This window comes from Haloferax sp. DFSO52, from assembly GCF_048158745.1.
Classification (GTDB): domain Archaea; phylum Halobacteriota; class Halobacteria; order Halobacteriales; family Haloferacaceae; genus Haloferax.
The window spans coordinates 1523332-1550022 of record NZ_JBLOPB010000001.1; the positions used below are offsets into that span (position 1 = coordinate 1523332).

The following is a 26691-nucleotide window of genomic DNA, read 5'->3' on the forward strand; positions in this document are numbered from 1 at the left end:
TGGCACGTGGCTGGTTTTTATCGCCCATGCGCTCCCTTTGTCTCGTATGGACATTCTCACCGAAGAGACACAGCGATTCCTCGCTGCAACGGCCCCCGACCACGACGAGATTCAGTCCGAGATGGCGTCGTACGCCGCCGAAAATGGCTTTCCAATCATCGGCCCGGAAGCCGGCGGTGTCCTTCGGTTTCTCGCGACCGTGGCCGGGTCGAAGCGACTCTTCGAATTTGGCTCCGGATTCGGGTACTCCGCGACGTGGTTCGCGAAAGGGATGGCCGACGACGGCGAGCTGTTCTTGACCGAACACGACCCCGACGAACTCGACATGGCGCGTGAGTTCCTCGAACGCGCGGGACTGGCCGACCGGACGACGTTCCTCGAAGGCGATGCGGTCGAACTCGTCGAATCGGTCGAGGGCGAGTTCGACCTCGTGTTGCTCGACCACCAGAAGTACCGGTACGCCGAGGCGTTCGACGTAGTTAGGGACCGCGTCGAAGTCGGTGGTATCGTCGTCGCGGACAACGTGATGCGCGGCCCACTCGACTTCGGAGCACTCGTCGACTGGAGCGAAGAGACGCCGGAGGCGCTCGACGGAGCAAATGCAGATACACGCGGTATCGCGGCGTATCTCGACGCTGTACGCGCCGACCCACGGTATCAGACTATCGTGCTCCCCATCGGGAACGGAATCGCCGTCAGCTCACGCGTCGAGTGAGCAGATGAGTAGGAGAGTGTGGGTAAGGTGGTGAGTGTCGGTACGTGGGAACGTGACGGGGGAGACTCACGCCATCGGGAGGGTCGGTTCGGGAGACACGTCCCGAGCGACGTTCGCCACGCTTTTGAGAACCCACCCCGACCCTTCAGGTATGTTTGGAGGCGGCGGGATGAACCCGCGAAAGATGAAGCAGATGATGAAGCAGATGGGTATCGACGTCACCGAGATCGACGCCGAGGAAGTCGTCATCAAGACGGCCGACGAGGAACTCGTCTTCTCGGACGCACAGGTCACGCGCATGGACGCGCAGGGCCAGGAAACCTACCAAATCGTCGGCGAACCCGAGACGCGCGCGCTCGGTGCCGGTGACGACGAGGCAGAAGAAAGCGCCGACGAGGGCGGCATTCCAGAATCCGACATCGAAATCGTCGCACAGCGCGCCGGTGTCTCGAAAGACGAGGCCCGTGAAGCGCTGGAGGCCGAAGACGGTGACCTCGCCGCGGCCATCGCACGACTGGAGTGATACTCCTCGTTCACGGCGACCGGGAGTATCTCCGAGCGCCTGGTGAAGAGTTACACACGGACCTCGGGATGCTGACGGTCCCAGAAGACGTCGAACCGGGCCAGACGCTCGAAACCCACATCGGTGAGGCGTTCCTCGTGCGCGAACCGCGCGGGCCGGACCTCTTCAACCACTTCGAGCGAACCGGCGCACCGATGATGCCGCGCGATATCGGCCTCATCGTCGGCCACACCGGCATCGCGGCGGGGGAGCGCGTCCTCGACGCCGGAACCGGAACGGGCGTCCTCTCCGCGTATCTGGGCCGACTCGATGTCGACGTGACGACGTTCGAGCGAAACGAAGCGTTCGCCGAGGTCGCTCGCGAGAACATGCGTCTCGCCGGTGTCGAAGACTACGTCGACGTTCGAACCGGCGACATCACAGACGAACTCGACGACCTCCGAGAGGGCGAATTCGACGTGCTCACGCTCGACACGGAGAACGCGCCGGAAGTCGTCCGCGAGGCACCGGACCTCCTCGTGACCGGTGGCTACGTCGCGGTCTACTCGCCCTTCGTCGAAGGGACGCGCGCGACAGTCGAAGCCGCACGTGACGCAGGTCTCTCGGACGTGCAGACGTTCGAGACGATTCAGCGCCACATGGACTTCGGTGAGCGCGGGTCGCGACCCTCGACGGCAGGCGTCGGGCACACGGGTTATCTCGTCTTCGCCCGCAACGAGTAATCGACGGCAGTGTGACGTTCGGTGGTCGGTACGCCGCGGAGACGGTGGCTACCTCACTCCAGCCGTCGAATCACGCGAAACAGCTCTTCTCTGAACCGTTCTGGGTCGAGTGCGTCGTGGAGGGCGTCGGCCGTCTCACCCTCTCCGTCGAGGATTTCTTTGGGATACGCGCCGCCCAGGAGGAGATACTCACCGTCGTGCGGTGTGACAGAGAGATAGGCGTCTGCGGCGAGCCGAACGCCAGCGAAGGTGACCTTCGTATCGTAGTGGACGACTTCTGCTTCACCATCAGGGACTGCGAGCGAGCGACGCCAGTTTTCGTGGATATCGGAGAAGCCGCGTTCGGCGAGTTGTTCTTTGAACCCCGAAGCAGCGCCGTTGACGACGAGGCGGGTGAGCGACTTCGATGGCGGGGTTCGTGGTCTGACTTCGAGACGGGTTGCGAAGAGAAACCGCCACGGACCGTCCGCATCGGACGGGACGCGCTCTCGGATGGTTGCGTCTTCGTAGACCACCGTCCGCGCGACGACGTGAATGAATCCGAGTTTGAACGGGTGGTCGACAGATTCGTCGACGCGGACCCACCCGTCGAGAGCGGGGAGTGTCGGTGGGGGCGGAACGTCGGCCATACCCCGTCATACGGACGGAAAAGTGAAAAAGGCGAACTGCTCAGTGGTCGTCTTCGCGCCACTTGTGGTCGCACTCGACACAGGTGAAAAAGCGCGTCTCGGACTCGTCAGCAGAGCGAATCTGCTTCATCTCGTACCGCGCCACGTCGTGGCCACAACTCGGACAGATGGCCTTCGTCGTCGGCCCGATCTCACCGGCGTCCACGTCCGACATGTCGACGACTTCGCTCGTCTCCTGGCCTTCGGTGGTTACCATCGCCTTTTCTTTCTCGCTGTCGCGGGCTTTCTCGTGACCGTTTGAACAGACCCAGACGCCGTCCTGCGGTGTCATGAGGGACCCGCATTCGTCGCAGAACTCCATGATAGTACGTCCTACCGCTTGAGACACTTAAACATCTGGATTGCGTCGTTTCAAAAAAAAAGAAGCGTTGCTCTGTGAGGGGGCGATATTCAGGCGTCGCCGTCGGATTGCCCCGGTTCTCCGAGCGCCTCGATCGGGAGTGCATTGTTCAGTTCGTTGAACAGTTCCCCGGAGTCGGCAAACGTGTCGGTGAAACACGAACGAATGACCTCACCGAGGTCGACGTCACCGTCTGCGAGCAGGAGTGTCACGCCGTCGAACGAGTCGGCGGCGTCTCGTCGACTCGCCGGGTACGTGATGTGTTGGAGGATGGGTTCGACACGACTCAACTTGATTGAATCCTGCATGATTATTCATTATACATACAGCTACTTAGCGATTGTAGGATGAGTGCTAACACGAGACAGATTCTCGCGAAAAACAGTATCCGGCGAAGTGGAAGAAGTATCGAGGGTCGGTGGCAGCGCTTACTCGAACTCGGGGTCTCGCTTGTCGAGGAACGCGTCCATTCCTTCTCGCTGGTCGTGGGTTCCGAACAGGCCACTCCAGACGCGCGCTTCGAAGTCGAGGGCTGCGTCTCGGGGCGCGTCGTGGGACATGTTGATTGCGGCTTTCGCTGCGGCGAGGGCGTGGCGCGGTTTCGCGGCGAGGTCCGCTGCCAGTTCTTCGACGTGGGCGTCGAGTTGGTCGTGTGCGACGACTTCACCGACGATGCCATACTCGTGGGCGTCGGTCGCATCGACACGTTCGCCGAAGAAGATGAGACGTCGCGCGAGTTCGTCACCGACGAGCGCCGGGAGTCGGATGCTGCCACCCCATCCGGGCATGATTCCGAGGTCGATTTCTGTCTGGCCGAGCAGCGCCCGCTCGGACGCGACCCGAAGGTCACACGCCAGTGCGAACTCCATCCCACCACCGAACGCGTAGCCGTTGATCGCCGCGATTGTCGGGGCCGGGAACTCTTCGAGACGTGAGGCGATTCGGTGGCCCTGTTCGGCATACGCCTGTGCCTCGAGGGTCCCGATGTCTTTCATGTAACTGATGTCCGCACCAGCGATGAACGATTTGTCACCCGCACCGGTGAGGACGAGGACGCGCGCACCCTGTGCTTCCGCCTCGTCGAGTGCGTCTTCGATGGCGTCGAGGGTGTCCGTGTTCAGAGAGTTCATTCGGTCCGGTCGGTCGATAGTGATGGTTGCGACGTCGTCGTCCCAATCGAGTCGGATGGTGTCCCAGCTCATGACAAATCCGACGAGAGGTGGACGGATAATAATTAACGTTCCCCGTGTGTGCTGGAGATTCCAGAACAACGTTATACGTCCTCCGTCGAATCACCCGAGTATGACACTCTCCGACGAGGCGAAAGAACGACTCGCCGACATCGTCCGTCTCCAACCGACGAAGAACAAAGAGTTGCAAAACCGCTGGGAACTCGAAAGCGGCAGCGAAGTTCACCAGTATCTCGAAACTGAACTGAAAGACTACTACTACCGCGACGACAACAGCCTCATTCGCGCGACGGCCGAAGCCGCGGAACTCGTCGGTGTCGAACCCGGCGTCGAAAGCGACGGCGAAGAGGAGTCGATCCCAAGTGTCATCCGCGTCCCCACGCTCGAAGCCCGCGTCTTCGAAATCGTCGCCGGCCCCGACGACCGCTCTGAGAGCGTCGTGAGCGTGCTCAACAAACTCCGCGACTCGTTCGACATCGACCCGGACGTGGACGACGTTCGCCGCGCACTCCAGAGCCTTCGTCGAAAAGGCGTCGTCGAAGTCGTCTACCGAACCGTGCCGACGTTCAAACTCGCCGTCGAACGCGACGAAGTCGACGTGGAAATCGTCTGAATCTCGCTGTACCGACGCCGTGAACCGTCGCGGAACTGTGACAGAACTGGGCAACTCTCTCTTTCGATGTTTCCCGCCGACGCAGACGAACGCCATTCTCTGCCAGACACGAACGGCTTCTTCTGACTGGTCAACTGCGGCGGTGTCACGACCCCATCTTCCCCGATGAGCGTTGTGATACGTTTCGGTCCGGACTGACTCGTCGAGCTTCTGTCTTCGAAACCAAACAACAAGTGGTTTGAGAAAGTCCCCAGAATCGGGAACAGAGACCGTGAGCGACAGACCACAAACCGACGAGTCACGAGGTGAAGCCCTCGGTCTGCTCGTCGGATTTTTCTTGCTTTCGACGGCGGCCGCAGCCTACGAAATCGGCCCGGCGAGCGTCCTCCCGCTGATTCAGGAGTCGCTCAGCCTCGAGGCGAGTACGGCGGGCTGGCTCGTCAGTATCATGTACGCGACTGCCGTCGTCACCAGCATTCCCATCGGCATCGTCCTCGACCGTTTTTCGGTTCGGTGGGTGGTCCTCTCCGGCACCGTCGCGCTCGTCGTCGCAGGTGTCTGGGGGTGGTTCGCGGCCACCGACGGCCTGTATCTCTGGTTGCTCGCCTCCCGCGTGCTCGGCGGTGTCGCGTACGTCATCTTCTGGAACGCGGGTGCGAACGTCGTCGGCAGCGCAGCACCACGTGGATATCGGGCCACCGCAGTCGGTATCTTCACCGCGAGCGCACCGGTCGGGTTCGCACTCGGCCAGTTCGGCAGTCCCCTCGTCGCAGCCGTCGCCGGGTGGCCCGCAATCCTTCCGTTGTATGCCATCTTGGGCCTCGTCGGTTCCGCTGTCTTCTTGTTCGCGACTCGTCGCCACGTCCCCGGCGTCGAGACGGCCGCACCTGACCGGACGGCACTACGCGCGTTGTTCGTCAGTCGGGCGGTCTGGGTCGTCTGTGTGCTCTGCTTTCTCGCCTACTCGCTGTATCTCTTCGTCAACACGTGGCTCCCGAGCTTCCTCGTCGACCAGTTCGGCATCTCGCTCGCGGCGAGCGGCCTGCTGACGGCGCTGTTCCCGGCTATTGGAGCGGTCGCGCGGTCGAGTAGCGGAGTGGTCTCTGACCGGGTTTTCGGCGGAAAACGTCGGCCCGTTATCCTCTCGTCGTTCGCCGTCGCCACCCCCGCCGTCGTCTCCTTCGCGTTCGTCTCACACATCGGGCTCGTCGGTGGGGCGGTGGTCGTCGTCGGATTCGCCATCCAACTCGCCACCGGACTGCTCTTTTCGTACATCGCCGAACTCGTCCCGCCGGCGGTCCGGACCACTGCCGTCTCGCTGCTGACGAGCGTTGGCTTGCTCGGCGCGTTTATCGCGCCCATCGCTGCCGGAAGCATCATCGACCGGGCAGGCTATGCGTCGGCGTTCCTCGTCGCCGGCGGCGTCGCCTTCGTTGGCGTCCTCCTGGCGCTGCGCGCGCCCGAGCCGACCGCGTAGGCCGTCGCCACGACGCGTTCACTCGGGACTCGTCTCTCACTCGCACCTCTCACTCGTACACTCGGCGACGGGCACGCTCCCGTCGCGATTCGAGGATTCGTCGCAGTCCCTTCCCCGGTCCACCTTCGATAGGCCATCCCTTCGTTCGCCACGCCGGCGGTTCGGGTTCGAACTCCGAACACGAGTGGGCACACTCGCGCTGACTCTGGTAACACGCTTTGGCGGCACACCGTGGAACGAGCGCCATCCCTCTTCGACGCAGTTCGAAGTGCCGGCAGTCCGGGCGCATCGTGTCGAGATACGTTCGCCACCCTCGGTCGTACGCGCGTTCCGCGAGGACGAGCCGTCGCCGGGCATCAGCAGGGTCCGGTGTGAGTTTGCTCGGATGCCATAGCACGTCAGCAGCGTCGCCGTCGACGGCGAGGATGCCGACTTCCATCGGCATGTCTTCGAGCAACGCGGGTTCGACGCGGTCACCCGTTGCTTCCGTGGCCACCCACACTTCGTCCGCGAGCGCCCGCGACACGTCGTGTTCTAACTGGTCGGCGAGTGCGCGGGCGGCGCTGGCGTCGAGATTCGGTTTGTTCTCGATGGCGACGATTCGTTCGACCCAGTCGGGATACGGTGCGACCTGCTTGTACTCGACGCGGTTGCGAGAGCCGCGGCGTTTTTCGACCAATCCTCGGCCCGCCGCGCGATGGACTACCGGCACGACGTGTCGCCACGGGAAGTCAGGTTCCGGAATCGCGTCGCGGTACCACTGGTAGTCAGTGGGTGCGTGACGGACGACGCGCAAGAGGTCCGAGTCGAAGCCGTCGGTCGAGAGTGCGTGACGCGCGGCGAACGCGTCTGGGTCGACTTCGACGACGACGGTGTCCCACCGGCGGTCGCGCGTCCCCAGTTGTCGAGCGACGATTGCGGGGCGCGGGCCGTCCGGATGCCACGCGCGCTCTGCCCAGCGGCAGACGCGAAGCTCGAACGCAAACTCCGGGTCGCGGTCGGCGGTGTCGCTCACGAGAGGGAGTCAGCGTGGGGAAGTGAAGTCGTTTCGGTCCCGGAGAATCGTCTCCCGCGCCACGATGGCGAAGATGCCGGACTCGAGAGACGTCGCTGGCGAGTGTCCCGAACGAACGGGTCGCGGTGTGCGACTGTCGTTACTTCAGGTACTTGTGCTGACCTTCGTTCTTCGCGGCGAGTTCGTCGAGGAACTCGTGTGCGCGCTCGAAGATTTCGCGCGGACCATCTTGTGTGATGGTGTTGATGGCCTGTTCGTAGTCGCGCCACTGCAGGTCGCGGTGTTCCGTCGAGAGTTCTGCGGACGCCTCGAACGACCGGGCGATGAACAGGTGAACTGTCTTGTGAATTGTCGTGCCGTTCGCTTCGAAGACGTAGCTGTAATCTTCGCGAAAGCCGTCGATGAGACGGAAATCTTGGATTCCCGCCTCCTCTTTGACTTCCCTGATTGCCGTTTGCTGGAGCTCCTCGTCCCCTTCGACCCCGCCTTTTGGGAACTCCCAGTCCCCAGGACGGCTCTTCAGGAGTAAATACTCCCTCCGGCCGCGGGTGTCGCGGAAGAGGATGGCGCCAGCGCTGACCGCTTCGACTGCCATTACCCGAAATAAATGTTCCACCCTTTAAGAGGGTATCGGAGGATGTACTCGGTTGACATAGTCGGTCGAGGGCGGTCGGTGTCCCGCCCGTCCCAGTGAGTCGGCTGCTGGCACATCTCACCTGTTGTGCTGAGCCACTCGCCATGTTGTGCTGGCACACCTCACCTGTTGTGCCGATGCATCTCACCGTGTTGTCGCCTGTGGCACCGACGCTGTGTAGATGCGCTTTTACCGTCGGAGCAACCACGTTGGGGTAGTACCCAGCTATGACCTTCGTCACAAAACTCACCTTTCAAAGCGGTGACAAGGCAGTTCTCGATAGAGTCGTCGGGAACCTCAAGCAGTTCGTCGAGCGGAAAGGTGCCGAATGTCGCGGCCCCCACGCCGACCAACCGAAGCGAACGAGTGTCCCCCAGTACCGAACGCTCCAGCCCGGCGACGAGTTCCCGTCGTGGAACTACACCGTCTACACGCGTCGCCTCGAAATCCACGGTGCAGACCACATCGCCCGCGAAGTCGGACACAAAGATTTCCCCGACAGCGTCCACATCGAGATAGAAGTCGAACAGAAGAAACCGCTCGGCCACCGCCGAAGCTAACGCCACAGTTCTCTCGTCTCAGACGATATTTTCGACGCACGTGCGTCCCCGACGGAGGCGCTGACACGCCGACGCCGTCGCTCTCGGTTTTGCAGTTCAAATAGGAAACGAGTCGCAGCGTCGCTGCCGACTAGACGTCTGGTCCGAGGACCTCGAGAACCTCACCGGTTCCCTTCGAAGCGTCGGCGTCGAACGACGTGACCCTCAGCAGCACTTTCGTCTCGATTTCGAGTCCGTCCACGTCGTCGATTCGGAGGACCGAATCACCGATGCGGACCGAGTAGCCGTCGTCGTCGCGGTGAGTCACGTACGCCGTGATTTCGTCACCCACGTCGAAGGCGGGCGTCGCGGTTCGGAACGTCCACCCGGCGAGGAGTTTGTCGAGTCGGCTCATACGCGACTCACCTCCTCACTGGTCCGGTCAGAGACGTATTCGCGGCCGTAGCCAGTCCACGCGGCGAAGAGGAATACGCCCACGAGGAACCAGCCGTGGAAGACGTACGGCCAGACCGACGCCGGGTTGACGACCATCTGCTGGGTGAACCACGGCGTCGCCTCGCCGCCGACGAGCCCTTGCATGGCACCGAGGCCAGCCAGCAAGCCACCGCCCCACGGGAAGATGTACCCGAGCGCCGAGGTGTTGGCGTCGAGGATGTTGGCGCGGCGGTAGCCGTTGATGTTGAAGCGCTTGCCGAGCGTGGCGATGTAGGGTGCGATTGCGATTTCTGCGGCCGTGTTGATGGTGACTGTCGCGTTGACGAGCGCCGTGCCGAGGACCATCGTGGTCTCTGCGCGGCGAACCGTCGTCGCGATGCGGTCGATGAGGAGCTCCTGAATGGCGTCGAATCCGCCACCGGCGCGCATAATCTCAGCGCCAGCGACGAGCAGGAGCGTCAGCACGATGAGCGGGAAGAAGCCTGCTGCACCGGAGTAGATGCTCCCGCCGACGCCGACTTGCGCGACAGGAACCGTCTCGACGAACGCGCCGACGACCGGCAGAGATGCGACTGCCTGCGTCAGGCCGTTCTGTGGCGCGCTGAACAGGAGCATGCTCCCAACCGAGACATCGACGAGGCCCGCTGCGCCAAGAACGACGTTGAACAGCGCCGCGGCGAACAGCCCCCACGAGATTGCTTCGATGATGTGGCGGCCACGAATCGCGAGCACGATGACCAACGCGATGTCGAGCAGGTGGACGAGTCCCCACGCGGAGACGCTGGCGTCGACCTGTCCGGAGACGCTCGCGTGCGGCATCCCACCCCAGACGCCGGGGATACCGAATCCGGCGACGAGATAGGCTGCGATTGCGAGCGCCGCCGCGACGACGGCGTACTTCACACGGGACGCGACGACGCCACCGATGTCGGCGTCTTGCGTCACCGCAGAGACGATTGTCGTGTCACTCACGGGTGCGAGGTTGTCTCCGAAGACAGCCCCCGAGAGGATTGCGCCGAATAACAGTACAGGATTCGCACCGAGGAGGAGCCCCGCAGGGAACACGAGGCTGGTGAAGGCGATTGCGGTGCCGTAACCCGTGCCGATGCCCGTCGCGAGGAGCGCGGCCAAGAGGAACGTCACGGCCGGGAACAGACCGGGACCGACGTTCAGAATGGTCGCGGCCCAGACGAGGCCATCGACGAACCCACCGACTTGGATGGTTTCTGCGAACATGCCCGCCCAGAGCCACGCGACGACTGCCGTCGCAGCGACTCGCCGGGTCATGCCAGCGAAGATAACGTCCGCATAGTCCTTCCAGTCTCCCCGGACGAACAGCATTCCCACGATGAGTCCTGTCAGCATCGCCGCAACGAGGCCGGTCGTATCGCCGATACCGAGGATACCGCTCTGGAAAATCGCCCATGCGATGAACAGAGCGATCGGGAGCGCACTGACGAGTCTCCCCCCGCGGAAATTGAGCCCTATGTCCGGTTCTTCTGGCATCGTTTGGCACACATTCGGTCGAAGATATAAGATGCACGAATTCCCTCCAAGTATGCTTCGATAAATTGAGTGTATTCTCTCGTTGTCACGAGCGTTTATCATCGGCGGAGGAGAAATCTGAGCCATGAGCCAACAGGCGAATTTCGAGGACCTCATCTCACTTCGACGCGACCTCCACCGCCACCCAGAACCCGCGTGGCGTGAGTTCTACACCACCGCCCGCATCGTCGACGAACTGGAGACGCGTGACCTCGACGCGCTCTACGTCGGCCCAGAGATACTCGACGCCGACCAGCGAATGGCCGTCCCGGACGACGACGAACTCGACGAGTGGTTCGAACAAGCACGCGCTGAAGGCGCACGCGAAGACATCCTCGAACGACTCGCCGGGGGATTCACGGGCGCGGTTGCCGTCCTCGAACGGGGCGACGGGCCAACCATCGGCCTGCGCGTCGATATCGACGCGCTGCCCATCACTGAGTCCGACGCAGACGACCATCTACCGACGGCCGAAGGATTCCGCTCCGAGCACGAGGGGTTCATGCACGCCTGCGGCCACGATGCCCACGCGACCATCGGTCTCGGCGTGCTCGACGCCGTTGCGGCCAGTGAGTTTCAGGGGACGTTCAAGGTGTTCTTCCAGCCGAGCGAAGAGCGCGTCGCCGGGGGGAAGGCCGTCGCAGAAGGCGGCCACCTCGACGACGTCGACTACCTCCTCGCCCTCCATGTCGGCCTCGACCACCCGACCGGCGAAGTCGTCTGCGGGGTCGATGGATTCCTCGCTGTCTCGCACTTCCGCGCGGACTTCACGGGCGCACCGGCACACGCCGGCGCGAAACCAGAAGAAGGCAACAACGCGAACCTGGCTGCCGCGACGGCCATCCAGAACCTCTACGGTATCTCTCGGCACTCGGATGGCGCGACCCGCGTCAACGTCGGTCTGATGGGTGGTGGCACCGCGACGAACATCGTCGCCGAAGAGTCGTACATCGAAGGCGAAGTTCGCGGGGCGACGACCGAACTCATGGAGTACATGGAACAACGCGCCTACACCGTCATCGACTCGGCGGCCGCGATGCACGACTGCGAAGTCGAGATTTCCGTCGAAGGCAAAGCCCCGAGCGCCCGCAGCGACGACGCCCTCAAAACCATCGTCGGGGCCGTCAGCGAGGGTGTCGACGGTGTCGAATCCATCCTCGACAGCGACGACCTCGGCGGGAGCGAAGACGCCACGTACCTCATGCAGTACGTTCAGGACCGGGGCGGCCTCGCCGCCTACGTCGGCGTCGGCACCGACCATCCCGGTGGTCACCACACCCGAACGTTCGACGTCGACGAAGCGACCATCCGAATCGCCATCGACGTTATCTCGGGCAGTATCGCCCAGATTTCGTCTGAACAGCCCTGAGAAGCCCGTTTTACGAGTTTCACACCTGGTGGCAGGCTGTTCGTTGCAGTGAGAAACCGCCAGCGCTTATTTGTCCCCCCCGTGCATAGCCGCCAGCGATGGGGCCACTCCGAAGTGAATCGACAGAGGACGATGGCCTCCGACCGGCCCTCGTTGCACTCGTGGTCGTCGTCGGAGTCGCCGGTATCCAGTTCCTCGTCTTCCCCAGTGCTTCGGATGTCCCGTGGATACGATTCGTCGTGGAACTGCTCGTCGTCGCGATTCCACTCGGCGGAACTGTCGCACTCGCCGGACTCCGCGACCACCAGCGCGTGTGGCGACCGCTCTACGCCGGGACGGTCCTCGTCAGTATCTCCGCTGCGACTGACGCTTTCGGCGAGATTTTCGTCCAATCCGAACTCTTCGTCCTCGTCTTCGAAGGTGGGGCACTGCTGGTCGGGATGCTCGCCCTCGGGTTCGGTGCCGTCACGTGGAAGGCCCAGCGCGACGCCCACGAGGCGAAACTCCAGCGACGAAACGAACAACTCGACCAGTTCGCCTCCGTGGTGAGCCACGACCTGCGAAACCCCCTGAACGTCGCACAGATGCGTCTCGAACTCGCACGCGAAGGCCACGGTATCGAACATCTCTCGACAGTCGCCGACGCCCACGACAGGATGGAGGCGCTCATTCAAGACGTGCTGGCACTCGCCCGGGCCGGAGACACAGTCGGCGAGACAGAACCGGTTGGCCTCGCGAGCGTCGCTGCGGACGCCGTCGCCAACACAGACCTCGACGCTGCTGGCCTGACCGTCGAATCAGACATGACACTCGTCGCCGACCGCGAACGACTCACGGCCGTCTTCGAGAACCTCTTTCGTAACTCGGTGGAACACGGTTCCACGGGCAGTCAGGTTTCACCTGACGACGCTGTCAAGTACGGCTCCACGGGCAGTCAGGAACTACCTGACGACCTGGTAAAACCGGACTTCACACGGGGGCAGGCGTCGCCCGCACCCCCCGTGGACCAGACGCCCCCAAACGGGAGTCCAAGCCCAACACAGGCTGATGGCGGCGGGTCGATGGACGAGTACCCATCCGCCAGTGACGAGTCCGAACGCTCCAACTCGGACGTACACGTTCGAGTCGGCCCGCTCGACGACGGCTTCTTCGTCGAAGACAACGGTCCCGGGATTCCGCCGGAAGAACAGGAGCGTATCTTCGAGTCCGGGTACACGACCGACCCCGACGGAACTGGTCTCGGCCTCGCAATCGTCTCCGGCGTCGTCGACGCGCACGGCTGGTCGGTCTCTGTGACGAACGGAACGTCGGGAGGCGCACGGTTCGAGTTCCGAGATGTCGTCTCCGAAGACGACGTTAGTACTTCGGATCCGCGCCAGTGAGTTCGTAGATGTCGTCCATGATGCGGTCACGCTCGTCCTGCCATCCGGAGAGCGCACTCGGCCGACTCGGGTAGCGCTCGTAGTGCGTCAGCAACTCGTCGGCGAGTTGCTTCACGCGGTAGAAGTTCAGAATCTGTCGCCAGTGACCGAAACTCGAAGCGGCAGTCTGGAGGAGGAGAAGTGGGCCGAACGAGGTCGTCCCGGAGTAGAGCGCTTCTGCGAGTTTCTCACCCGGAAGCGACGCGATGAGACCCATCAGGTCGTCTACGTCGACGGCAGTCGAGAGGATGTTGTACACGTCGAGACTGGCGTAGCGGCCACCGAAGTGGTCCATGACGCGCTGGTTGTATCGCCAGAGCATCTCTTCGCTCACGTCGCCTTCTTCGAGCGCGATGAGTGCCTGTTCGCCCGCGTAGGACCCGGCGTAGGCCGCGCCAGCGATGCCGCCACCAGTCGTCGGGTTGACGTGGGCCGCAGCGTCGCCGACGGCCATGTAGCCCGGTGCCGTCGCGGAGTCGTACGGGCGGCGCGTCGGGAGCGCAGCACCGAGTTTGTCGATGACTTCAGCGCCCTCGAACTCCTCGCGGTTTCGCAGGTCTTTCTTCAGGTCGTCGACGAGTTTCATCGGCTCTTCGGTCATCTGGAACCCGAGGCCGGCGTTGATGATGGTCTCCGTCCGGGGGAAGTACCAGACGTAGCCTGCTGCGATATCGGCCGGCTTGAACACGAGCGCGTCGGACCACTCGACCGGTTCCTGCACCTCGACGACTTCGCGGTACGCAGAGGAGAAATGCGAGTACGAGACGTTCGTATCGAACGTCGACCCGGAGAAATCGACTTTGTCCTGGAGGAGCGACAACGAGCCTGCGCCGTCGATGACGATGTCGGCGTCGAACTGGACGGCTTCACCCTTGTGCTTGCCACGGATGCCCGTGACGGTGCCGTCGTCGTCCTGCAGCACGTCCTGCACGACGGTGTCGTAGTAGAACTCCGCGCCCGCTTCGTCCGCGCCTTCGATGATGAGTTTGCCGTACTCCCAGCGGTCGATGACGGCGAGTTCACCGGGGACGGGGATGTCGAGGACGGTGTCTTCTTGCGGAATCTCGAACCGACCGTGGTCGACTTCGGTGTTCGTGAACGCCGGTTCAATCTTCGATTTCGGAATCGCCTCGGGGAAGTCGTTCGCGCCTTTCAGTGCGTCACCGCAGGCGATGTGGCCTGCTTCGTCCTCGGTCTTCCGCTCGACGATGGCGACGTCGTAGCCGCCTCGTGCAATCGTCGCGGCGGCGTAGCACCCGGAAGTGCCCGCGCCGACCACCACCACGTCCACGGACTCAGTCCGTGGGGCTGCCGAGTTCGACTCGGCGGTATCGTACTCGTCTTCGCTCATGGTATCACCTGCATATCGTGGGCTGAAAACTCTTTACTCCCGCATCGGTTGTGCGTCTATCAACTTACAGACAGCTGTGGTCCATGGGATTCGAGTGGAACGTCCGAATTCGGCTTCAAAACAGGGGTTCATTCCGGGTATTCGATTCGAGCGAAAATCGGAGAAAACGGGTTAGCGGTTGTCGTCGCCGGTGTCGTAGTACTCGCCTGCCGCCGCCGGGATGCGGGTGCGACCGACGAACGCGAGGACGACGATGACCATCACGAACGGGATGATACGGATGAGTTGCCGTGGGAGTCCGATTCCCTGCAGTTGTAAGACGGTCTGCATCGCGTCGAGACCCGCGAACAGGAGCGTCGAGAAGAACGCCCCGACCGGGTTGTAGTTGCCGAAGAGATACGCCACGATGGCGATGAATCCTTTCCCGTTGACCATCGTCGGGCCGTTCCCGGTGAACTGGCCAAGGTCGAGCGACAGTGCGGCGCCGCCCATTCCTGCGAGAACGCCCGACAGGAGCACGGCCGCATAGCGGATGCGAGACACGTTGATGCCGGCGGTGTCGAGCGCCTTCGGATTCTCACCGCTGGCGCGGACCCACCGACCGAACGTCGTCCGATTGAGGACGTACCACGACAGCGCGACGGCGATGAACATCAGGTACACCGTCGGCGACGCGTCGAACAACGCCCCGAAGAACGGGATGTCCGAGAGCACCGGGATGGCGATGGTGCCGGGCGTGTCGACACTCGGGGAGTTCGGCCGCCCGTAGATGACCTGCGAGGCGAACGGCGCGAGACCGAGGGCGATAAGCCACACCGCGAGGCCAGCGATAATCTGGTCGGCGCGGAACTCGATGACGACGACAGCGAACAGCAGTGCGAGAAGCACGCTCGCCACGACGCCGCCGACGAATCCAACCCAGACGCCACCGGTGATGTCGGTGACGTAGATGGCGGTGAACGCCGAGATGATGAGCAGCCCTTCGAGGCCGATGTTGATGACCCCGGATTTCTCGGCGAAGATACCGCCGAGTGCCGCGAGAGCGATTGGGACCGACAGACGGAGCGCGGCCGAGAGCGTCCCTTCGCTCGTCAGAATGTCTGTGAGCGTTCCTGCAATCGAGTCGGGGAAGAGGAGGCCGAACAGGAAGATGGCGAGGAGGCCACCGACTGCGACGGCGATAGCGGGTGCTCGCGAGGAGAATCCGCCGAGGTCTCTTCCGAATACTGTTGTGGTGTTTTCTTCACTCATTCGTCGTCACCTCCGGTGAGACCCCCATCCGTCGCAACGGCCCGGGAGTTGTCCTCCTCCGGCAGGAATCGCCGACCGATGAGACGGAAGAACTCCGGCATCGCCACGAAGAGGATGATGAGTCCACGCAGGACGCCGACGAGTTGCGGCGGCACGTCGGTCGCGAACTGGACCACGGTCGTTCCGCTCTTGAGAACGCCGAACAGGAGTGCGGCGAATCCGACACCGAGCGGGTTGTTGCCGGCGAGGATGGAGACGGTGATACCGTCGAATCCGTACGCTGGGACACCGGACTGGAACTTGCCGATGACCATCGTCACGTAGAGTGCGCCTGCGATACCGCCGAGGGCACCGGAGAGACCGAAACTCGACACGATGGTTTTCGCGGCATTGACGCCACCGTACTCGGCCGCTTCGGGTTGAAGCCCACTCGTCCGAACGTCGTACCCGAACGACGTGTGTTCGAGCACGTAGTACAACACGAACAGCATGGCGACGCCGAACAGGAGCGCGTACAGCGAGAAGTCCTGCCGACTCCCGAACAACACGGCCGGGAACTGTGCGTAATCCGGCAGCGGGATGGTCTGGTTCGCAGGACTGTTGGGGTCTTTGAACACGTCGCTGACGAGGTACAGCGTCACCCCGCCAGCGATGAAGTTGAGCATGATGGTCGTGATGACCTCGTTCGCCTCCGCGTACGCTTTCAGCAGTCCCGGAATCACTCCGTAAAGCCCACCGAAGAGCGCGCCCACGAAGAGACCGAACGGAACCAACACGAGGAGTCCAAGGGTGCCCGAGAAGAACGGCGACACCCAGAGGGTCACGAGCGCGGTGGCGAGTCCACCGACGATCATCTGCCCCTGCGTCCCGATGTTGAAGATACCTGCACGGAAGGCGATAGCCACCGAGAGCCCCGTGAAAATCAGGAGCGTCGTCTCGCGCATCGCGATGGAGAACTGCCCGTCGGGTGACCAGCCACCACGGAACGGGTCACCGAGTGCGCCCAAGAACAGGCGGTCGAACACCAACACCGGGTCGTAACAGAAACCGACGTTGAGGTAGTAGACCGCAGATTGGGCAGTACACGTCGTCATCCGGCCTGCGATGAGGATGAGGACCGTCCCCACGGCGATTGCGAGGACGAGCGACGCGAGGCTGATAAAGATGCGTTCGGTTGCCGATGCATCGACGAGCCGAGAGAGTACGTCGCGGGCACGGTCACCGGCGCTCACAGGCTCTCACCGCCCGTGGCAACGCCATTGACGTCCGCTGCTGAAACGTCGTCTTCCTTCTCGTCGGGGTGTTCGCCGGCCATCAACAGGCCGAGTTCTTCTTCTGTCGTGTCTGTCGGGTCTACCACGTCGATGATGTCTCCTTCGTACATGACGCCGAGTCGGTCCGAGAGCCCCTGCACCTCGTCGAGTTTCGAGGAGATGAGGAGAATCGCCACACCGCGACTGCGGAGTTCGAGAAGTTGCTCGTGAATGAACTCGATAGACCCAACGTCGACACCACGGGTCGGGTGTGCGGCGACGACCAACGACGGGTCGCGTTCGAACTCACGGCCGACGATGAACTTCTGTTGGTTCCCGCCCGAGAGCGACTCTGAAATCGCCTCCGCGTTCGGCGGTCGAACGTCGTACTTCTCGATGATGTCGTCGGCGTGTCCGCGTGTGGACTGCCAGTCGATTCGGCCGTTCGATTCGAATTCGGGGCTGTGTTGACTCCCGAGGATGGCGTTCTCGACGAGGTTGAAATCCATGACCAGACCGCGTTCCTGGCGGTCTTCGGGAATGTACGCCATCCCGCTGTCGATGCGCTCGCGGCGTGGGCGCTTCGTCACGTCTTCGCCGTCGAAGACGATGCTGCCGCGTTTCAGTTTGCGGAGGCCGGTGACCGCTTCGATGAGTTGTGACTGTCCGTTGCCATCGACACCGGCGAGTCCAAACACTTCGCCGGCTTTCACGTCGAACGACACGTCGTTGACGGCGCGGACGCCTCTGTCGTCGTCGACGGCGAGATTCGACACCGACAGGACGGTGTCGCCCGCCTCGGCCGGTGGCTTTTCGATGTCGAGGAGGACTTCACGCCCGACCATCAGGTTGGCGAGGTCCTCGCGCGTCGTGTCGTTCGCCTCGACGGTTCCGACGTTCTTCCCGTCTCGGAGGACGGTAATCTCGTCGGCCGCACGCATCGCTTCACCGAGTTTGTGCGAGATGAAAATAATCGTCTTGCCCTGTTCGGTGAGTTCTTCGAGCACTTCGAAGAGTTCCTCGACTTCCTGCGGCGTCAAGACGGCCGTCGGTTCGTCGAGGATGAGTATCTCGGCACCTCTGTAGAGTGCCTTCAAAATCTCGACTCGCTGTTGTTCGCCCACAGAGATATCCTCGACCCGTGCATCCGGGTCGACGTCGAACCCATACTTCTCCGAGAGTTCGACGACAGCGTCGCGGGCAGCGCCTCTGTCGACGGCGAGGTTGCCCCATTTTGTCGGTTCGTTACCGAGCGTGATGTTCTCCGTGACGGTCATCGGGTCGACCAGCATGAAGTGCTGGTGAATCATCCCGACGCCCGCGTCGATTGCATCACGCGGCGATTCGAACGTGCGTTCCTCGTCGTCGATCACGACACGACCCTCGGTCGGACGATAGAGGCCATAGAGGACGTTCATCAACGTCGTCTTTCCGGCCCCATTCTCACCGAGAAGTGCGTGTACAGTCCCGCGCTCGACGGAGAGGTCCACGTCGTCATTCGCGATGACGCCGGGGAACCGTTTGGTTATCCCGTCGAGATGGACGGCTGTGGCCATATGTGTGAATTCCTGTGGTTCGTTGATAAGCGGATAGGTTCGGCTTTACGCCGGTTCTCAGACGTTTGACTGGTTTCCCGTCGGAGACGGGTGACGGAGTTCTGTCCTCCGTTCGACGGGGGCGCAGTCTTAGACGTCAGACGGGTCCGTCGGAACGGTGACGTCGCCTGCGACGATTGCTTCGCGCGAGGCAGCGACTTCGTCCGTGACGGAGCTCGGAATCTCGGAACCGAGGCTGTCACCGTAGACGATGTCGACACCGTTCTGTTCGAGACCGAGTGCGACGATGCTGCCACCCTGGAAGTCGTCGTCGACGACAGACTTGATGGAGTTGTAGACGGCCGTGTTGACGCGCTTGACCATGCTGGCGAGGATGACGTCGGCGTACGAGGACTTCGTCACCGACTGGTCGCGGTCGACACCGATGGCGAACTTGCCCTGCTCCTGTGCTGCCTGGAAGACGCCCGTCCCGGTGTTACCCGAGGCGTGGTAGACGATGTCGGCACCGTTGTTGTACATCGCGAGTGCTGCTTCCTTCCCTGCGGCGGGGTCGTTGAAGCTGCCAGTGTAGTTCGTGAGAACCTCGACGTCTCCGTTGGCCTCTTTCGCACCAGCCTTGAACCCGGCTTCGAACTTCTTGATGAGGTCGGACTCGACACCCCCGACGAATCCGAGAGTGGCGGAGTCGGGCGAGGTAGAGCCAGCGCCGGCCGAGAAGTCCTGCGTCGTCAGCAGGCCAGCCATCTGGCCGACGAGGTACGAACCCTCGTGTTCTGCGAACACGTAGTTGGCGACGTTCGGCGCGTCGACGACGCTGTCGACGAGCATGAAGTTCTGGTCGGGGTACGACTCCGACGATTCGGTCAGTGCGTCGGTCTGCAGGAAGCCGATACAGCAGATGAGGTCGTAGTCCGGGTTGGTGGACTGGGCGAACTGCTGCTGGAACGTCTTGAACTGCGAGACTTCGTCAGGCTGCGATTCGTCGAACGAGATGCCGAGGTCCTCTTCGGCCTTGATGGCACCCTGCTGTGCCTGGTCGTTGAACGACCCGTCACCGAGGCCACCAGTCGCGTAGACCATCCCGACGTTGGTCGTGTCCTCGGACATCTCCGTCGTCTCTTCGGCTTCGGTGGTCGTCTCTTCGCCACCGTCCCCGCCCGAGGCTTCGGTGGTCGTCGTTGTCTCTTCGCTCTCACCTGGGCCGCCGGTACAGCCGGCGAGTCCTGTGAGTCCTGCGAGTCCGGTCACCTTGACAAAAGAACGTCTGTCCATGTCTATGAACACCTACTGAGAGAAGGGAGGCGAAAATTGGTTAAAGCTGTCGTTTCGCAGTCTACGCCCAGAAATCCCGGTAAATCCACAGAAACGGGAGAATAGTTTCTGTATCTGACCTATCGATTAGGCGCGAGAAATCTCGGCTTCGACGACGCTCGTGACCTGTTCGACGAGTGCGTCGACGTCGTCAGCCTCCGCGTAGACGCGAATGTAGGGTTCGGTGCCCGACGGACGAACGAGCGTCCACGAAGCGTCCGCGAACTCGAGACGAACGCCGTACTCGGTATCGACCGATTCGGGGGCCATCGCTTCGGGAAGCGACGTCGCGAGCGCGGCCATCGCAGCTGCCTTCTTCTCGTCGGGACACGAGACGCTGACTTTGCGGTACGGCCGCTCCATCACCGGGTCGCGGAGGCCGCCGAGACCGGATTCGGCGACCAGACGCGAGATGAGCGCGGCGGATGCGACACCGTCTATCCACCCACCGAGCGATGGGTGAATGTGCTTCCACGGTTCTGCCGCGAAGACCACGTCGCCGCCGGCGTCGCGGGCGCTGGCGATTCCCTCGTGGAGGGCACCGAGCCGAACGCGTTCGACTCGTCCGCCAGCCTCGGTAACGCGCTCGTCGATTCGGCCAGAGGCGTTCGGCGTCGTGACGACGACAGGGTCGGCCACGTCACTCGTTCGGACGTAATGTTCACCGATGATGGCGATGACCGTGTCTTCGTGGACGATGTCGCCCTCGGCGTCGACGATGACGATTCGGTCGGAGTCGCCGTCGTGGCCGATACCGAAGTCGAAGTCGCCGTCGGCGACGAACGCTCGGAGGTCTTTCAGCGACTCTGGGGTCGGTTTCGACTCACGCCCGGGGAAGTGGCCATCGATCTGGGCGTTCAGGGTGACGACGTGGCCACCGAGGTCACGGAGCACCTGTGGTGTGCCGAGCGCAGACATGCCGTTTCCGCAATCGACGGCGACGCGGAGGCCGTCGAGGGAAGACCCGTGCCCCTGCGCGAACTCGACGATAGCAGCGCGGTAGTCGGCGAGGACGCCCTCTGTTCCCGAGTGGCCCCAGTGGTCCCACGCGACGGGCGGTGAATCTGCCTCGACGCGTGCTTCGATATCCTGTTCGAGTGGTCGGTCGTACTCCTGCCCATCGACGAACATCTTGATACCGTTGTCCGTCGGCGGGTTGTGCGATGCTGTGAGCATGACGCCGCGACGACCCTGCGAAGCGAACGCCAACGCCGGGGTGGGAACGACGCCGATGCGAGTGACTTTTGCACCCGAAGACAGCAGTCCTGCTTCCATCGCGGCGGCGAGACCCGGGCCGCTCGTTCGCCCGTCTCGGCCGACGACGAATTCGGCCGAAGCGCCCGATTCGAGTGCGGCGAGACCGGCGGCGCGGCCGACGCGAAGCGCGAGTTCCGGCGTGACGCGCTCGGTCACACTGCCGCGGATACCGGCGGTGCCGAAGAGTTCCATAGTCGAGCGTCGTGGGGGGCGCACTTAGATGCTGACGATTCAAACGGTGCGTGCCACGTGGACGCACGATAGGGCTGTCTCTCGACAGCGCGGCACTCTCGACAGCGCGGCACCCACAGCAAGTGCTTCAGCAGACCAGACCGAGAGACAGCACGCCTTTGACACCGGACACCGTATCGCCTCCTATGACCGAGAGCGAACCTCCGAGAACACGCGCACACGTCTACATAACTGGACAGGTCCAGGGCGTGTACTACCGAGCGACGACCCGAGATACCGCGCGTGACATCGGCGTCGACGGCTGGGTGAAGAATCTCGCAGATGGTCGCGTCGAAGCGGTCTTCGAAGGCCCACGAGACGACGTGGAGTCGATGGTCGAGTGGTGTCACGACGGGAGTCCGATGGCCAGCGTTCAGGACGTCGAGGTGACGTACGAAGACCCGAGCGGCGAGTCCGGGTTCTATATCGAACGATAGTTACGTCAGAAAGACGGCCAAATCGTTCAAGGGCCGAACGGCCGGACGTGGACACATGAGCTTCCGGAACGACACGCGCGGAATTGGCGTGGCGAAACTCTTCTTTACCATCGTCACGGGTGTCGGTCTCGGCCTCGCGATGGGGACGTCGTTCCTCATCGTGCGCGGTCCGTTTCTCGGTGGGCCGACACTCGCCCCGTTTCCGATGATGGGTGCGCTGGCAGTGTTTATCGTGGGTATCATCGTCGTCTCGTGGGGGACGACGCGACTGTTCGGCGTTGGAACGGGTGCGTAAACGAGGTGACCGGGGCCCTGACATCGATTGCAACACGGGGATGGGTGGTCTCGATTGCAACACGAGAATGGGTGGGCTCGGTTTCGTATATAAATCTCCACACGACCACAGGAAGTCGTTAGTCGGCAGTTGCGGCGGCCCCTGGCTCTGGCTCGGTGCCGCCGAGTGGAACAACTGGGTCGTTGCCGCTGAATCTGTCCCAGAGGACGAGCGCCGACGGTAAGACGAGAATCGAGGCGAGGAACGAGTAGACGATACTCGCCGCGGTGAGGAGACCGAACTGCCCGAGGATAGAGAGCACGGCGAGGACGAGGACGCCCAACCCGAAGACGGTTGTGAGCATACTGCCTGCGAGTGCGCCGCCCGTCCCCCGGACCGTTCGGTCGAGTGCCGTCTCCAGGTCGTGGTCTGCGCGTTCGTCGATGAATCGGTGGACGATGTGGACTGAGTAGTCGACACCCAGCCCGATGGTCAACGCGAGGACAGTCGCGGTAAACGCGTTGAACGAGATGCCGGAGATGCGCATCGTCCCGGCGACGAACGTGACCGCGACGAGGATGGGAACGAGATTCGCGAGCGCCAGCGAGGGGCGTCCTTCGACCCACCAGTAGACGAAGGTGAGGAACACCCCTGTTCCGAGCATCGAGAGGATGAGACTCTGCACCGCCGAGTCGAGGATGAGGTCGGAGATGGCGTCGAAGACGACGATTGCACCGGTCGCGGTGCCTTCGGTCCGGAAGCGGTCTGCCATCGCTTGCGTGTCGGCGACGACGGCGTCGTCGTCGGCGTCTGCTTTCACACGGTAATCCACACGTGCAGTTTCGTAATCGGCAGAGATGTACTGGAGTCCGCGCTCGGCAGACTCGGTCAGCATGAGCGCGTCGTACACTTCGACCAGATTACGGTCCGGTGTTCCATCGCCATCCCTGTCGTGTCGTGCGACGACCCTCGCGAACTCCTCGTTTTCACTCGCCTCGTCTCGAATCACGGTGAGGATACTCGTCGAGTCGGCACGGCGGTCCACCGAGATGAACGTCTCCGGTGGGTCCTGTGCGACTCGGTCGAGTTCTTCGAGGAAGGCGTCGTCTGTCGCTCGTCCCTCCAGATACACTGTGACCACCCCACTTTGTGACGACGAGAACCGTTCTTCGAGGAACTCGATATCGGCGACGACGCTGTACTCACCCGGTGCGAACGGTTCAGGGAGTGCTTTCAGATACGCCGGTGCTTCGGCCGGCGGCAAGAAGTCTTCTTGTCCGAACTCCGTATCGACCCCCGTCGCGTACCACATCGCGCTTCCGGAGAGGACGAGTGCGATGACGAGGACGACTGCTGGGGCACGGAGTGCTGGAACGACGCCGATTCGAAGGAGAGTCCCGAGCGAACTCCCCTCGCTGCCGAGGGGTGACTGACTGAACGTCGGGATTGGGTAGCGCTCGCGGAGTCTATCGATTTCGACTTTCGCGGCGGGGAGGAAGACACCGAAGACGAAGAAGGTAAAGACGATACCGATGGCGGCGACGACACCGAAATCCCGAATCGGCGTGAGGTTGCTCACGAGGTTCGAGAGGAATCCGATGACAGTCGTCCCGGTGACGATAAAGAACGCGACGAGGAGTTGGTCGGTCGCTTTCCGCATCGCCTCGTCGACATCGTGGCCATCTGCGCGGTCCTCGCGATAGCGATTGACGGCGTGAATACCGAAGTCGATACCCACCGCGAGTAACAGCGGCGGGACTGCAATCATCACCTGGTTGAACGGGATGTTCGCGAGTCCGAGGAACCCGAACGTCCACACCAGCGCCATGCCGAGTGCTGCGGTGCCTAGGAGCAGGTCTACGAGGTCGCGGTAGGCGACGACGAGGAACAGCACGATGAACAGGACGGCAGCAGGAACGACGATGAGCAGTGAGTCGGTGATGACCGTACCGAACTCGTCCGCGATGACGCCAGACCCGAAGACAGAGATGTCGCCGCCGACAGTGTCCACGATACGAACGGCTTTCTGCTGGATTGGACTCAGCGGACTGTCGCCGCCCTGTCCGGCACCGGCGTCGTCGGCGAGCGGAATCGAGTGTGTGACGACGCCAATCGTCGCGGTGGCACTCGGTGTAGTCGGGTTGAAGTCGTCTGCGAGAAGGCCGACGAACCGGGGGTTGTCGGCGTTCTCGCGAACCGCCGCCGCGACTTCGCCGTCAGTCGCCTGTTCGAGTGCGCGTATCTGCTCGTCCAGCGTCTCTGCATCCGGGTCGACCGTCTGTGCGACGATGGTCGCAGCGCTCGCAGTCTGAACGACTCGTAAGTCCTCGCGGTCAGCGAGTCGCTTCTGGGCTTCGAGCATCCGCAGGAGTTCGCCTTTCGTCAGGACGTTCGGCGCCCGCTGGATGAGTTGTGTACTCCCCGTTCCCTCCTGGAATCGCGGCGTGAACTCCTCTGAGATACGTGTGAACGCCTCTTCTGCGGGGACTTCTTCGGCGAACTGTTCGGTTCCCGACTCCGTCGAGACAGCGCTCAGTCCCGCGCCGAAGACGGCGGTGAGGACGAGAAAGACGAGGATGACCCGTCGCGAGTGATTGACGATTTTGTCGTCTGCCCAGTCGATGAACCACTGGGGGTCGAATCGGGCCACGACTCAGCGCCGCCCGCGTCGACGGGCGACGAGGACGCCGGCACCACCGACTGCAGCGATGAGCACGACTGCGCCGACGAGGGGAAGCGACAGACCGAAGGGGAGCGAGCCGCCGTCTTCGACGGATTCGACGCGAACGGGGACACGGTACGCGTCCGAGATCGTCGTCTCACCGGCGTCGTTCTCGTACCGGAAGTCGAGTTCGACTGGGTACGACTTCTCTAGGGCGGTCCGCCCTGCCGACACGTCGAAGACGAGTTCTGCAGACTCACCGGGGCCGAGTTGGTCGACGAACGCTTCCGAATCGCTCGACGACAGCGGGTCTTCGAGATATATCTTGGCCGAGATATCGCTGAGCGTCTCGTCTCGGTCGTTGACGATGGTGAGACGGAGTTGACCGGTTTCACCGGGTTCGAGCGTCCCTTCGTCGACGGTGATGCTGAACTCTGGCGACGACGGCGCGACGTTCACTCGAAGGTCGATGTCGTCGCTCGTTCGGCGCTCACCGTCGGCGTCTCGGTAGGAGACCGTCGCAGTGTACTGGCGCGGGCCTGCGTCGGCATTATCCGACACTTGAACGTCGAACGAAAACGGTGCGCTCGCGCCGGATTCGAGGTCACCCACGGCGTACTCTGTCTCGGTTGCCGTCGCGCTCCCTTCGGGGAGCGACAATTGAACGACCACGTTTCGAGCGAGTGCGCCGCCGTCGTTGACGACGTCGCCGACGATGGTGCCGTCGTCACCGACCCGGAGGGTACTCTCGACGTTCTGAAGCGAAAAGGACTGTTCTGCGACCGGGAGGAACCCCGCCGCGAGCGGCGAGTACTGGAGTCGCTGGCCAGACGGGTTTTCGTAGACGATATCGACGGCGAGGACGTATCCGCGAGTCGAGCCGTTCGCGTCGAGCGTGGTGTCGTAGACGAAGGTTCGGTTCTCACCGACGGGCCAGTCGCGTGCGAACTGCGTCGCCGTCTGCGTCCCGTCGAAGGTGACTTCTGGAGACTGCGATGTCACGGCGACGACGGTGTTTCGCGCCTCCAGTTCGCCGACGTTCTGAATGGTCAGCGCAACTGCACCCTGTCCGCCGACTGGGACCGTCGAATCCGACCCGACGACGGCAAATCGAACCCGCTCTTCGACGAGAACTGGGACGTCGAGGTCGTAGGTTCGGCGATGGGAGTTGTCGAACTCGTAGGTGACTCTGAGTCGCAGGTCGTACTCGCCGGCAGCGATGTTCTCGGGGGCTTCGACCAGGAACTCCGCCTCGCGAGTGTCGCTGTCGTTCATCGTCCCGACGAACACGTCTCCGGTCCTGACGACGAACGGCGTATTTCGGGGCGTGAGTTTGACACGGACGTTTTCGGCTGTCTTCGACACGTCTTCTGGTTTGACGGGGTCGTTCGTGATGACGACGCGAATGGCCGTCTCGACACCGGGTTCGACGACAGGGTTCACTACGTACGCGCGAAAGACCGGGACTTTGTTCGGCTCTCGGTCTTCTTGACCCACGGCCACGGGGACCGAAGCGAAGACGAGCAGTACAGCGAGCAAGATTGCGAGGTGACTCTTCATTGTTCTCTCCCAGATGGAAACGGGCCGCGTTCTGGGACCGCGGGTCTCCGTGGAGGGTATCGCTGGGAAACCCAACTAGGGCCTGATACGTTCTGGAGGGAGAAATAGCGGTATGTAGTCTTCTCCGAACAGTCAGCGTTCTCTGCAGATCAGCGGCGGAGGTTGCGACTCGGTGAGAGAGGCACGGGGACGACGCCGTGGGCACTGGCGTCGAACCCAGTTGACAGCGGGAGGCGCGACCGACTGAGTTGGCACAGAACGACGCAATCGGTAGGGCAGGGCGTTGTGTTATCGGCACCT

General features: G+C 62.6%; 26 protein-coding genes. 10 read left to right on the forward strand and 16 right to left on the reverse strand.

All coding sequences use genetic code 11. The annotated features are described in order from the left end of the window. The first annotated feature begins 46 nt into the window (after window positions 1-46). The 3 genes from ACK3SC_RS07970 (at window position 47) to ACK3SC_RS07980 (ending at window position 1960) form a co-directional block, all read left to right on the forward strand. Window positions 47-715, forward strand: a complete 669-nt coding sequence (locus ACK3SC_RS07970; RefSeq protein WP_416839579.1) for an O-methyltransferase — start codon at window positions 47-49, stop codon at window positions 713-715. A 151-nt stretch (window positions 716-866) separates the two neighbouring features. Beyond that, the gene (locus ACK3SC_RS07975; RefSeq protein ID WP_416839580.1) at window positions 867-1238 is read left to right on the forward strand and encodes a nascent polypeptide-associated complex protein; all 372 of its coding nucleotides are present in this window, start codon (window positions 867-869) and stop codon (window positions 1236-1238) included. After that, window positions 1235-1960 (forward strand): methyltransferase domain-containing protein, encoded by a 726-nt coding sequence (locus ACK3SC_RS07980; RefSeq protein WP_416839581.1) that lies wholly within the window; start codon window positions 1235-1237, stop codon window positions 1958-1960. The genes ACK3SC_RS07975 and ACK3SC_RS07980 overlap by 4 nt, the downstream gene beginning before the upstream one ends. Window positions 1961-2013: 53 nt before the next feature. On the opposite strand, the gene ACK3SC_RS07985 is transcribed toward ACK3SC_RS07980, so the two are convergent. The 4 genes from ACK3SC_RS07985 to ACK3SC_RS08000 form a co-directional block, all read right to left on the reverse strand. Continuing rightward, the gene (locus ACK3SC_RS07985) at window positions 2014-2589 is read right to left on the reverse strand and encodes a DUF6517 family protein (protein ID WP_416839582.1); all 576 of its coding nucleotides are present in this window, start codon (window positions 2587-2589) and stop codon (window positions 2014-2016) included. Window positions 2590-2629: 40 nt separating this feature from the next. Beyond that, window positions 2630-2950 carry a transcription factor S gene (locus ACK3SC_RS07990; protein WP_416839583.1) on the reverse strand — a complete coding sequence of 107 codons (321 nt, stop codon included), beginning with the start codon at window positions 2948-2950 and terminating at the stop codon, window positions 2630-2632. A gap of 89 nt (window positions 2951-3039) precedes the next feature. Continuing rightward, complete coding sequence (locus tag ACK3SC_RS07995) at window positions 3040-3297, reverse strand: hypothetical protein (RefSeq protein WP_416839584.1); 258 nt, start codon at window positions 3295-3297, stop codon at window positions 3040-3042. A 120-nt stretch (window positions 3298-3417) separates the two neighbouring features. After that, the gene (locus ACK3SC_RS08000; RefSeq protein ID WP_416839585.1) at window positions 3418-4191 is read right to left on the reverse strand and encodes an enoyl-CoA hydratase/isomerase family protein; all 774 of its coding nucleotides are present in this window, start codon (window positions 4189-4191) and stop codon (window positions 3418-3420) included. Between the two features lie 100 nt (window positions 4192-4291). Here ACK3SC_RS08000 and ACK3SC_RS08005 point away from each other — a divergent pair, with 100 nt between their 5' ends. Next, complete coding sequence (locus ACK3SC_RS08005) at window positions 4292-4792, forward strand: DUF5797 family protein (RefSeq protein WP_416839586.1); 501 nt, start codon at window positions 4292-4294, stop codon at window positions 4790-4792. 271 nt (window positions 4793-5063) lie between these two features. After that, the gene (locus ACK3SC_RS08010; RefSeq protein ID WP_416839587.1) at window positions 5064-6269 is read left to right on the forward strand and encodes an MFS transporter; all 1206 of its coding nucleotides are present in this window, start codon (window positions 5064-5066) and stop codon (window positions 6267-6269) included. Window positions 6270-6318: 49 nt separating this feature from the next. Here the strand turns inward: ACK3SC_RS08010 and ACK3SC_RS08015 are convergent, their stop codons facing one another. Both ACK3SC_RS08015 and ACK3SC_RS08020 read right to left on the reverse strand, forming a co-directional pair. Then, the gene (locus tag ACK3SC_RS08015) at window positions 6319-7284 is read right to left on the reverse strand and encodes a DUF5787 family protein (protein ID WP_416839588.1); all 966 of its coding nucleotides are present in this window, start codon (window positions 7282-7284) and stop codon (window positions 6319-6321) included. Between the two features lie 139 nt (window positions 7285-7423). Further along, window positions 7424-7879: a bis(5'-nucleosyl)-tetraphosphatase gene (locus tag ACK3SC_RS08020; RefSeq protein ID WP_416839589.1), complete on the reverse strand. Its 456-nt coding sequence runs from the start codon at window positions 7877-7879 to the stop codon at window positions 7424-7426. A gap of 266 nt (window positions 7880-8145) precedes the next feature. On the opposite strand from ACK3SC_RS08020, the gene ACK3SC_RS08025 reads away from it, so the two are divergent. Beyond that, a complete protein-coding gene (locus tag ACK3SC_RS08025) occupies window positions 8146-8478 on the forward strand; it encodes a 30S ribosomal protein S10 (RefSeq protein WP_416839590.1) in 333 nt (110 codons plus the stop codon). Window positions 8479-8608: 130 nt separating this feature from the next. On the opposite strand, the gene ACK3SC_RS08030 is transcribed toward ACK3SC_RS08025, so the two are convergent. Then, window positions 8609-8872, reverse strand: a complete 264-nt coding sequence (locus ACK3SC_RS08030) for a hypothetical protein (RefSeq protein WP_416839591.1) — start codon at window positions 8870-8872, stop codon at window positions 8609-8611. Next, window positions 8869-10419: a Na+/H+ antiporter NhaC family protein gene (locus ACK3SC_RS08035; protein ID WP_416839592.1), complete on the reverse strand. Its 1551-nt coding sequence runs from the start codon at window positions 10417-10419 to the stop codon at window positions 8869-8871. The genes ACK3SC_RS08030 and ACK3SC_RS08035 overlap by 4 nt, the downstream gene beginning before the upstream one ends. 124 nt (window positions 10420-10543) lie before the next feature. On the opposite strand from ACK3SC_RS08035, the gene ACK3SC_RS08040 reads away from it, so the two are divergent. Together ACK3SC_RS08040 and ACK3SC_RS08045 are read left to right on the forward strand one after the other, a co-directional pair. Next, a complete protein-coding gene (locus ACK3SC_RS08040; RefSeq protein WP_416839593.1) occupies window positions 10544-11827 on the forward strand; it encodes an amidohydrolase in 1284 nt (427 codons plus the stop codon). Between the two features lie 98 nt (window positions 11828-11925). Beyond that, on the forward strand, window positions 11926-13209 hold the full coding sequence (locus ACK3SC_RS08045) for a sensor histidine kinase (RefSeq protein ID WP_416839594.1): 1284 nt from the start codon (window positions 11926-11928) through the stop codon (window positions 13207-13209). Here ACK3SC_RS08045 and ACK3SC_RS08050 read toward each other — a convergent pair. From ACK3SC_RS08050 to ACK3SC_RS08075, 6 genes are all read right to left on the reverse strand, one after another. Then, window positions 13184-14599 (reverse strand): geranylgeranyl reductase family protein, encoded by a 1416-nt coding sequence (locus tag ACK3SC_RS08050; RefSeq protein WP_416839595.1) that lies wholly within the window; start codon window positions 14597-14599, stop codon window positions 13184-13186. The two genes, ACK3SC_RS08045 and ACK3SC_RS08050, sit on opposite strands and share 26 nt — an antisense overlap. Window positions 14600-14770: 171 nt before the next feature. Continuing rightward, window positions 14771-15850, reverse strand: coding sequence for an ABC transporter permease (locus ACK3SC_RS08055; RefSeq protein ID WP_416839596.1), 1080 nt, complete (start codon window positions 15848-15850; stop codon window positions 14771-14773). After that, entirely contained in the window at window positions 15847-17082 is a 1236-nt protein-coding gene (locus ACK3SC_RS08060; protein ID WP_416839597.1) for an ABC transporter permease, read from the reverse strand. The genes ACK3SC_RS08055 and ACK3SC_RS08060 overlap by 4 nt, the downstream gene beginning before the upstream one ends. Beyond that, window positions 17079-18659 (reverse strand): ABC transporter ATP-binding protein, encoded by a 1581-nt coding sequence (locus ACK3SC_RS08065; RefSeq protein ID WP_416839598.1) that lies wholly within the window; start codon window positions 18657-18659, stop codon window positions 17079-17081. Before ACK3SC_RS08065 ends, ACK3SC_RS08060 begins: the two co-directional genes overlap by 4 nt. 129 nt (window positions 18660-18788) lie before the next feature. Then, window positions 18789-19931 (reverse strand): BMP family lipoprotein, encoded by a 1143-nt coding sequence (locus tag ACK3SC_RS08070; protein ID WP_416839599.1) that lies wholly within the window; start codon window positions 19929-19931, stop codon window positions 18789-18791. A 126-nt stretch (window positions 19932-20057) separates the two neighbouring features. After that, window positions 20058-21419 carry a phosphopentomutase/phosphoglucosamine mutase gene (locus ACK3SC_RS08075; protein WP_416839600.1) on the reverse strand — a complete coding sequence of 454 codons (1362 nt, stop codon included), beginning with the start codon at window positions 21417-21419 and terminating at the stop codon, window positions 20058-20060. A 185-nt stretch (window positions 21420-21604) separates the two neighbouring features. Here ACK3SC_RS08075 and ACK3SC_RS08080 point away from each other — a divergent pair, with 185 nt between their 5' ends. Then, window positions 21605-21895: an acylphosphatase gene (locus ACK3SC_RS08080; RefSeq protein WP_416839601.1), complete on the forward strand. Its 291-nt coding sequence runs from the start codon at window positions 21605-21607 to the stop codon at window positions 21893-21895. Between the two features lie 55 nt (window positions 21896-21950). Next, complete coding sequence (locus tag ACK3SC_RS08085) at window positions 21951-22190, forward strand: hypothetical protein (RefSeq protein ID WP_416839602.1); 240 nt, start codon at window positions 21951-21953, stop codon at window positions 22188-22190. Window positions 22191-22308: 118 nt separating this feature from the next. Here the strand turns inward: ACK3SC_RS08085 and ACK3SC_RS08090 are convergent, their stop codons facing one another. Together ACK3SC_RS08090 and ACK3SC_RS08095 are read right to left on the reverse strand one after the other, a co-directional pair. Next, on the reverse strand, window positions 22309-24819 hold the full coding sequence (locus tag ACK3SC_RS08090) for an efflux RND transporter permease subunit (protein WP_416839603.1): 2511 nt from the start codon (window positions 24817-24819) through the stop codon (window positions 22309-22311). Window positions 24820-24822: 3 nt separating this feature from the next. Beyond that, window positions 24823-26391 carry a COG1361 S-layer family protein gene (locus ACK3SC_RS08095; RefSeq protein ID WP_416839604.1) on the reverse strand — a complete coding sequence of 523 codons (1569 nt, stop codon included), beginning with the start codon at window positions 26389-26391 and terminating at the stop codon, window positions 24823-24825. Window positions 26392-26691 lie beyond the last annotated feature (300 nt).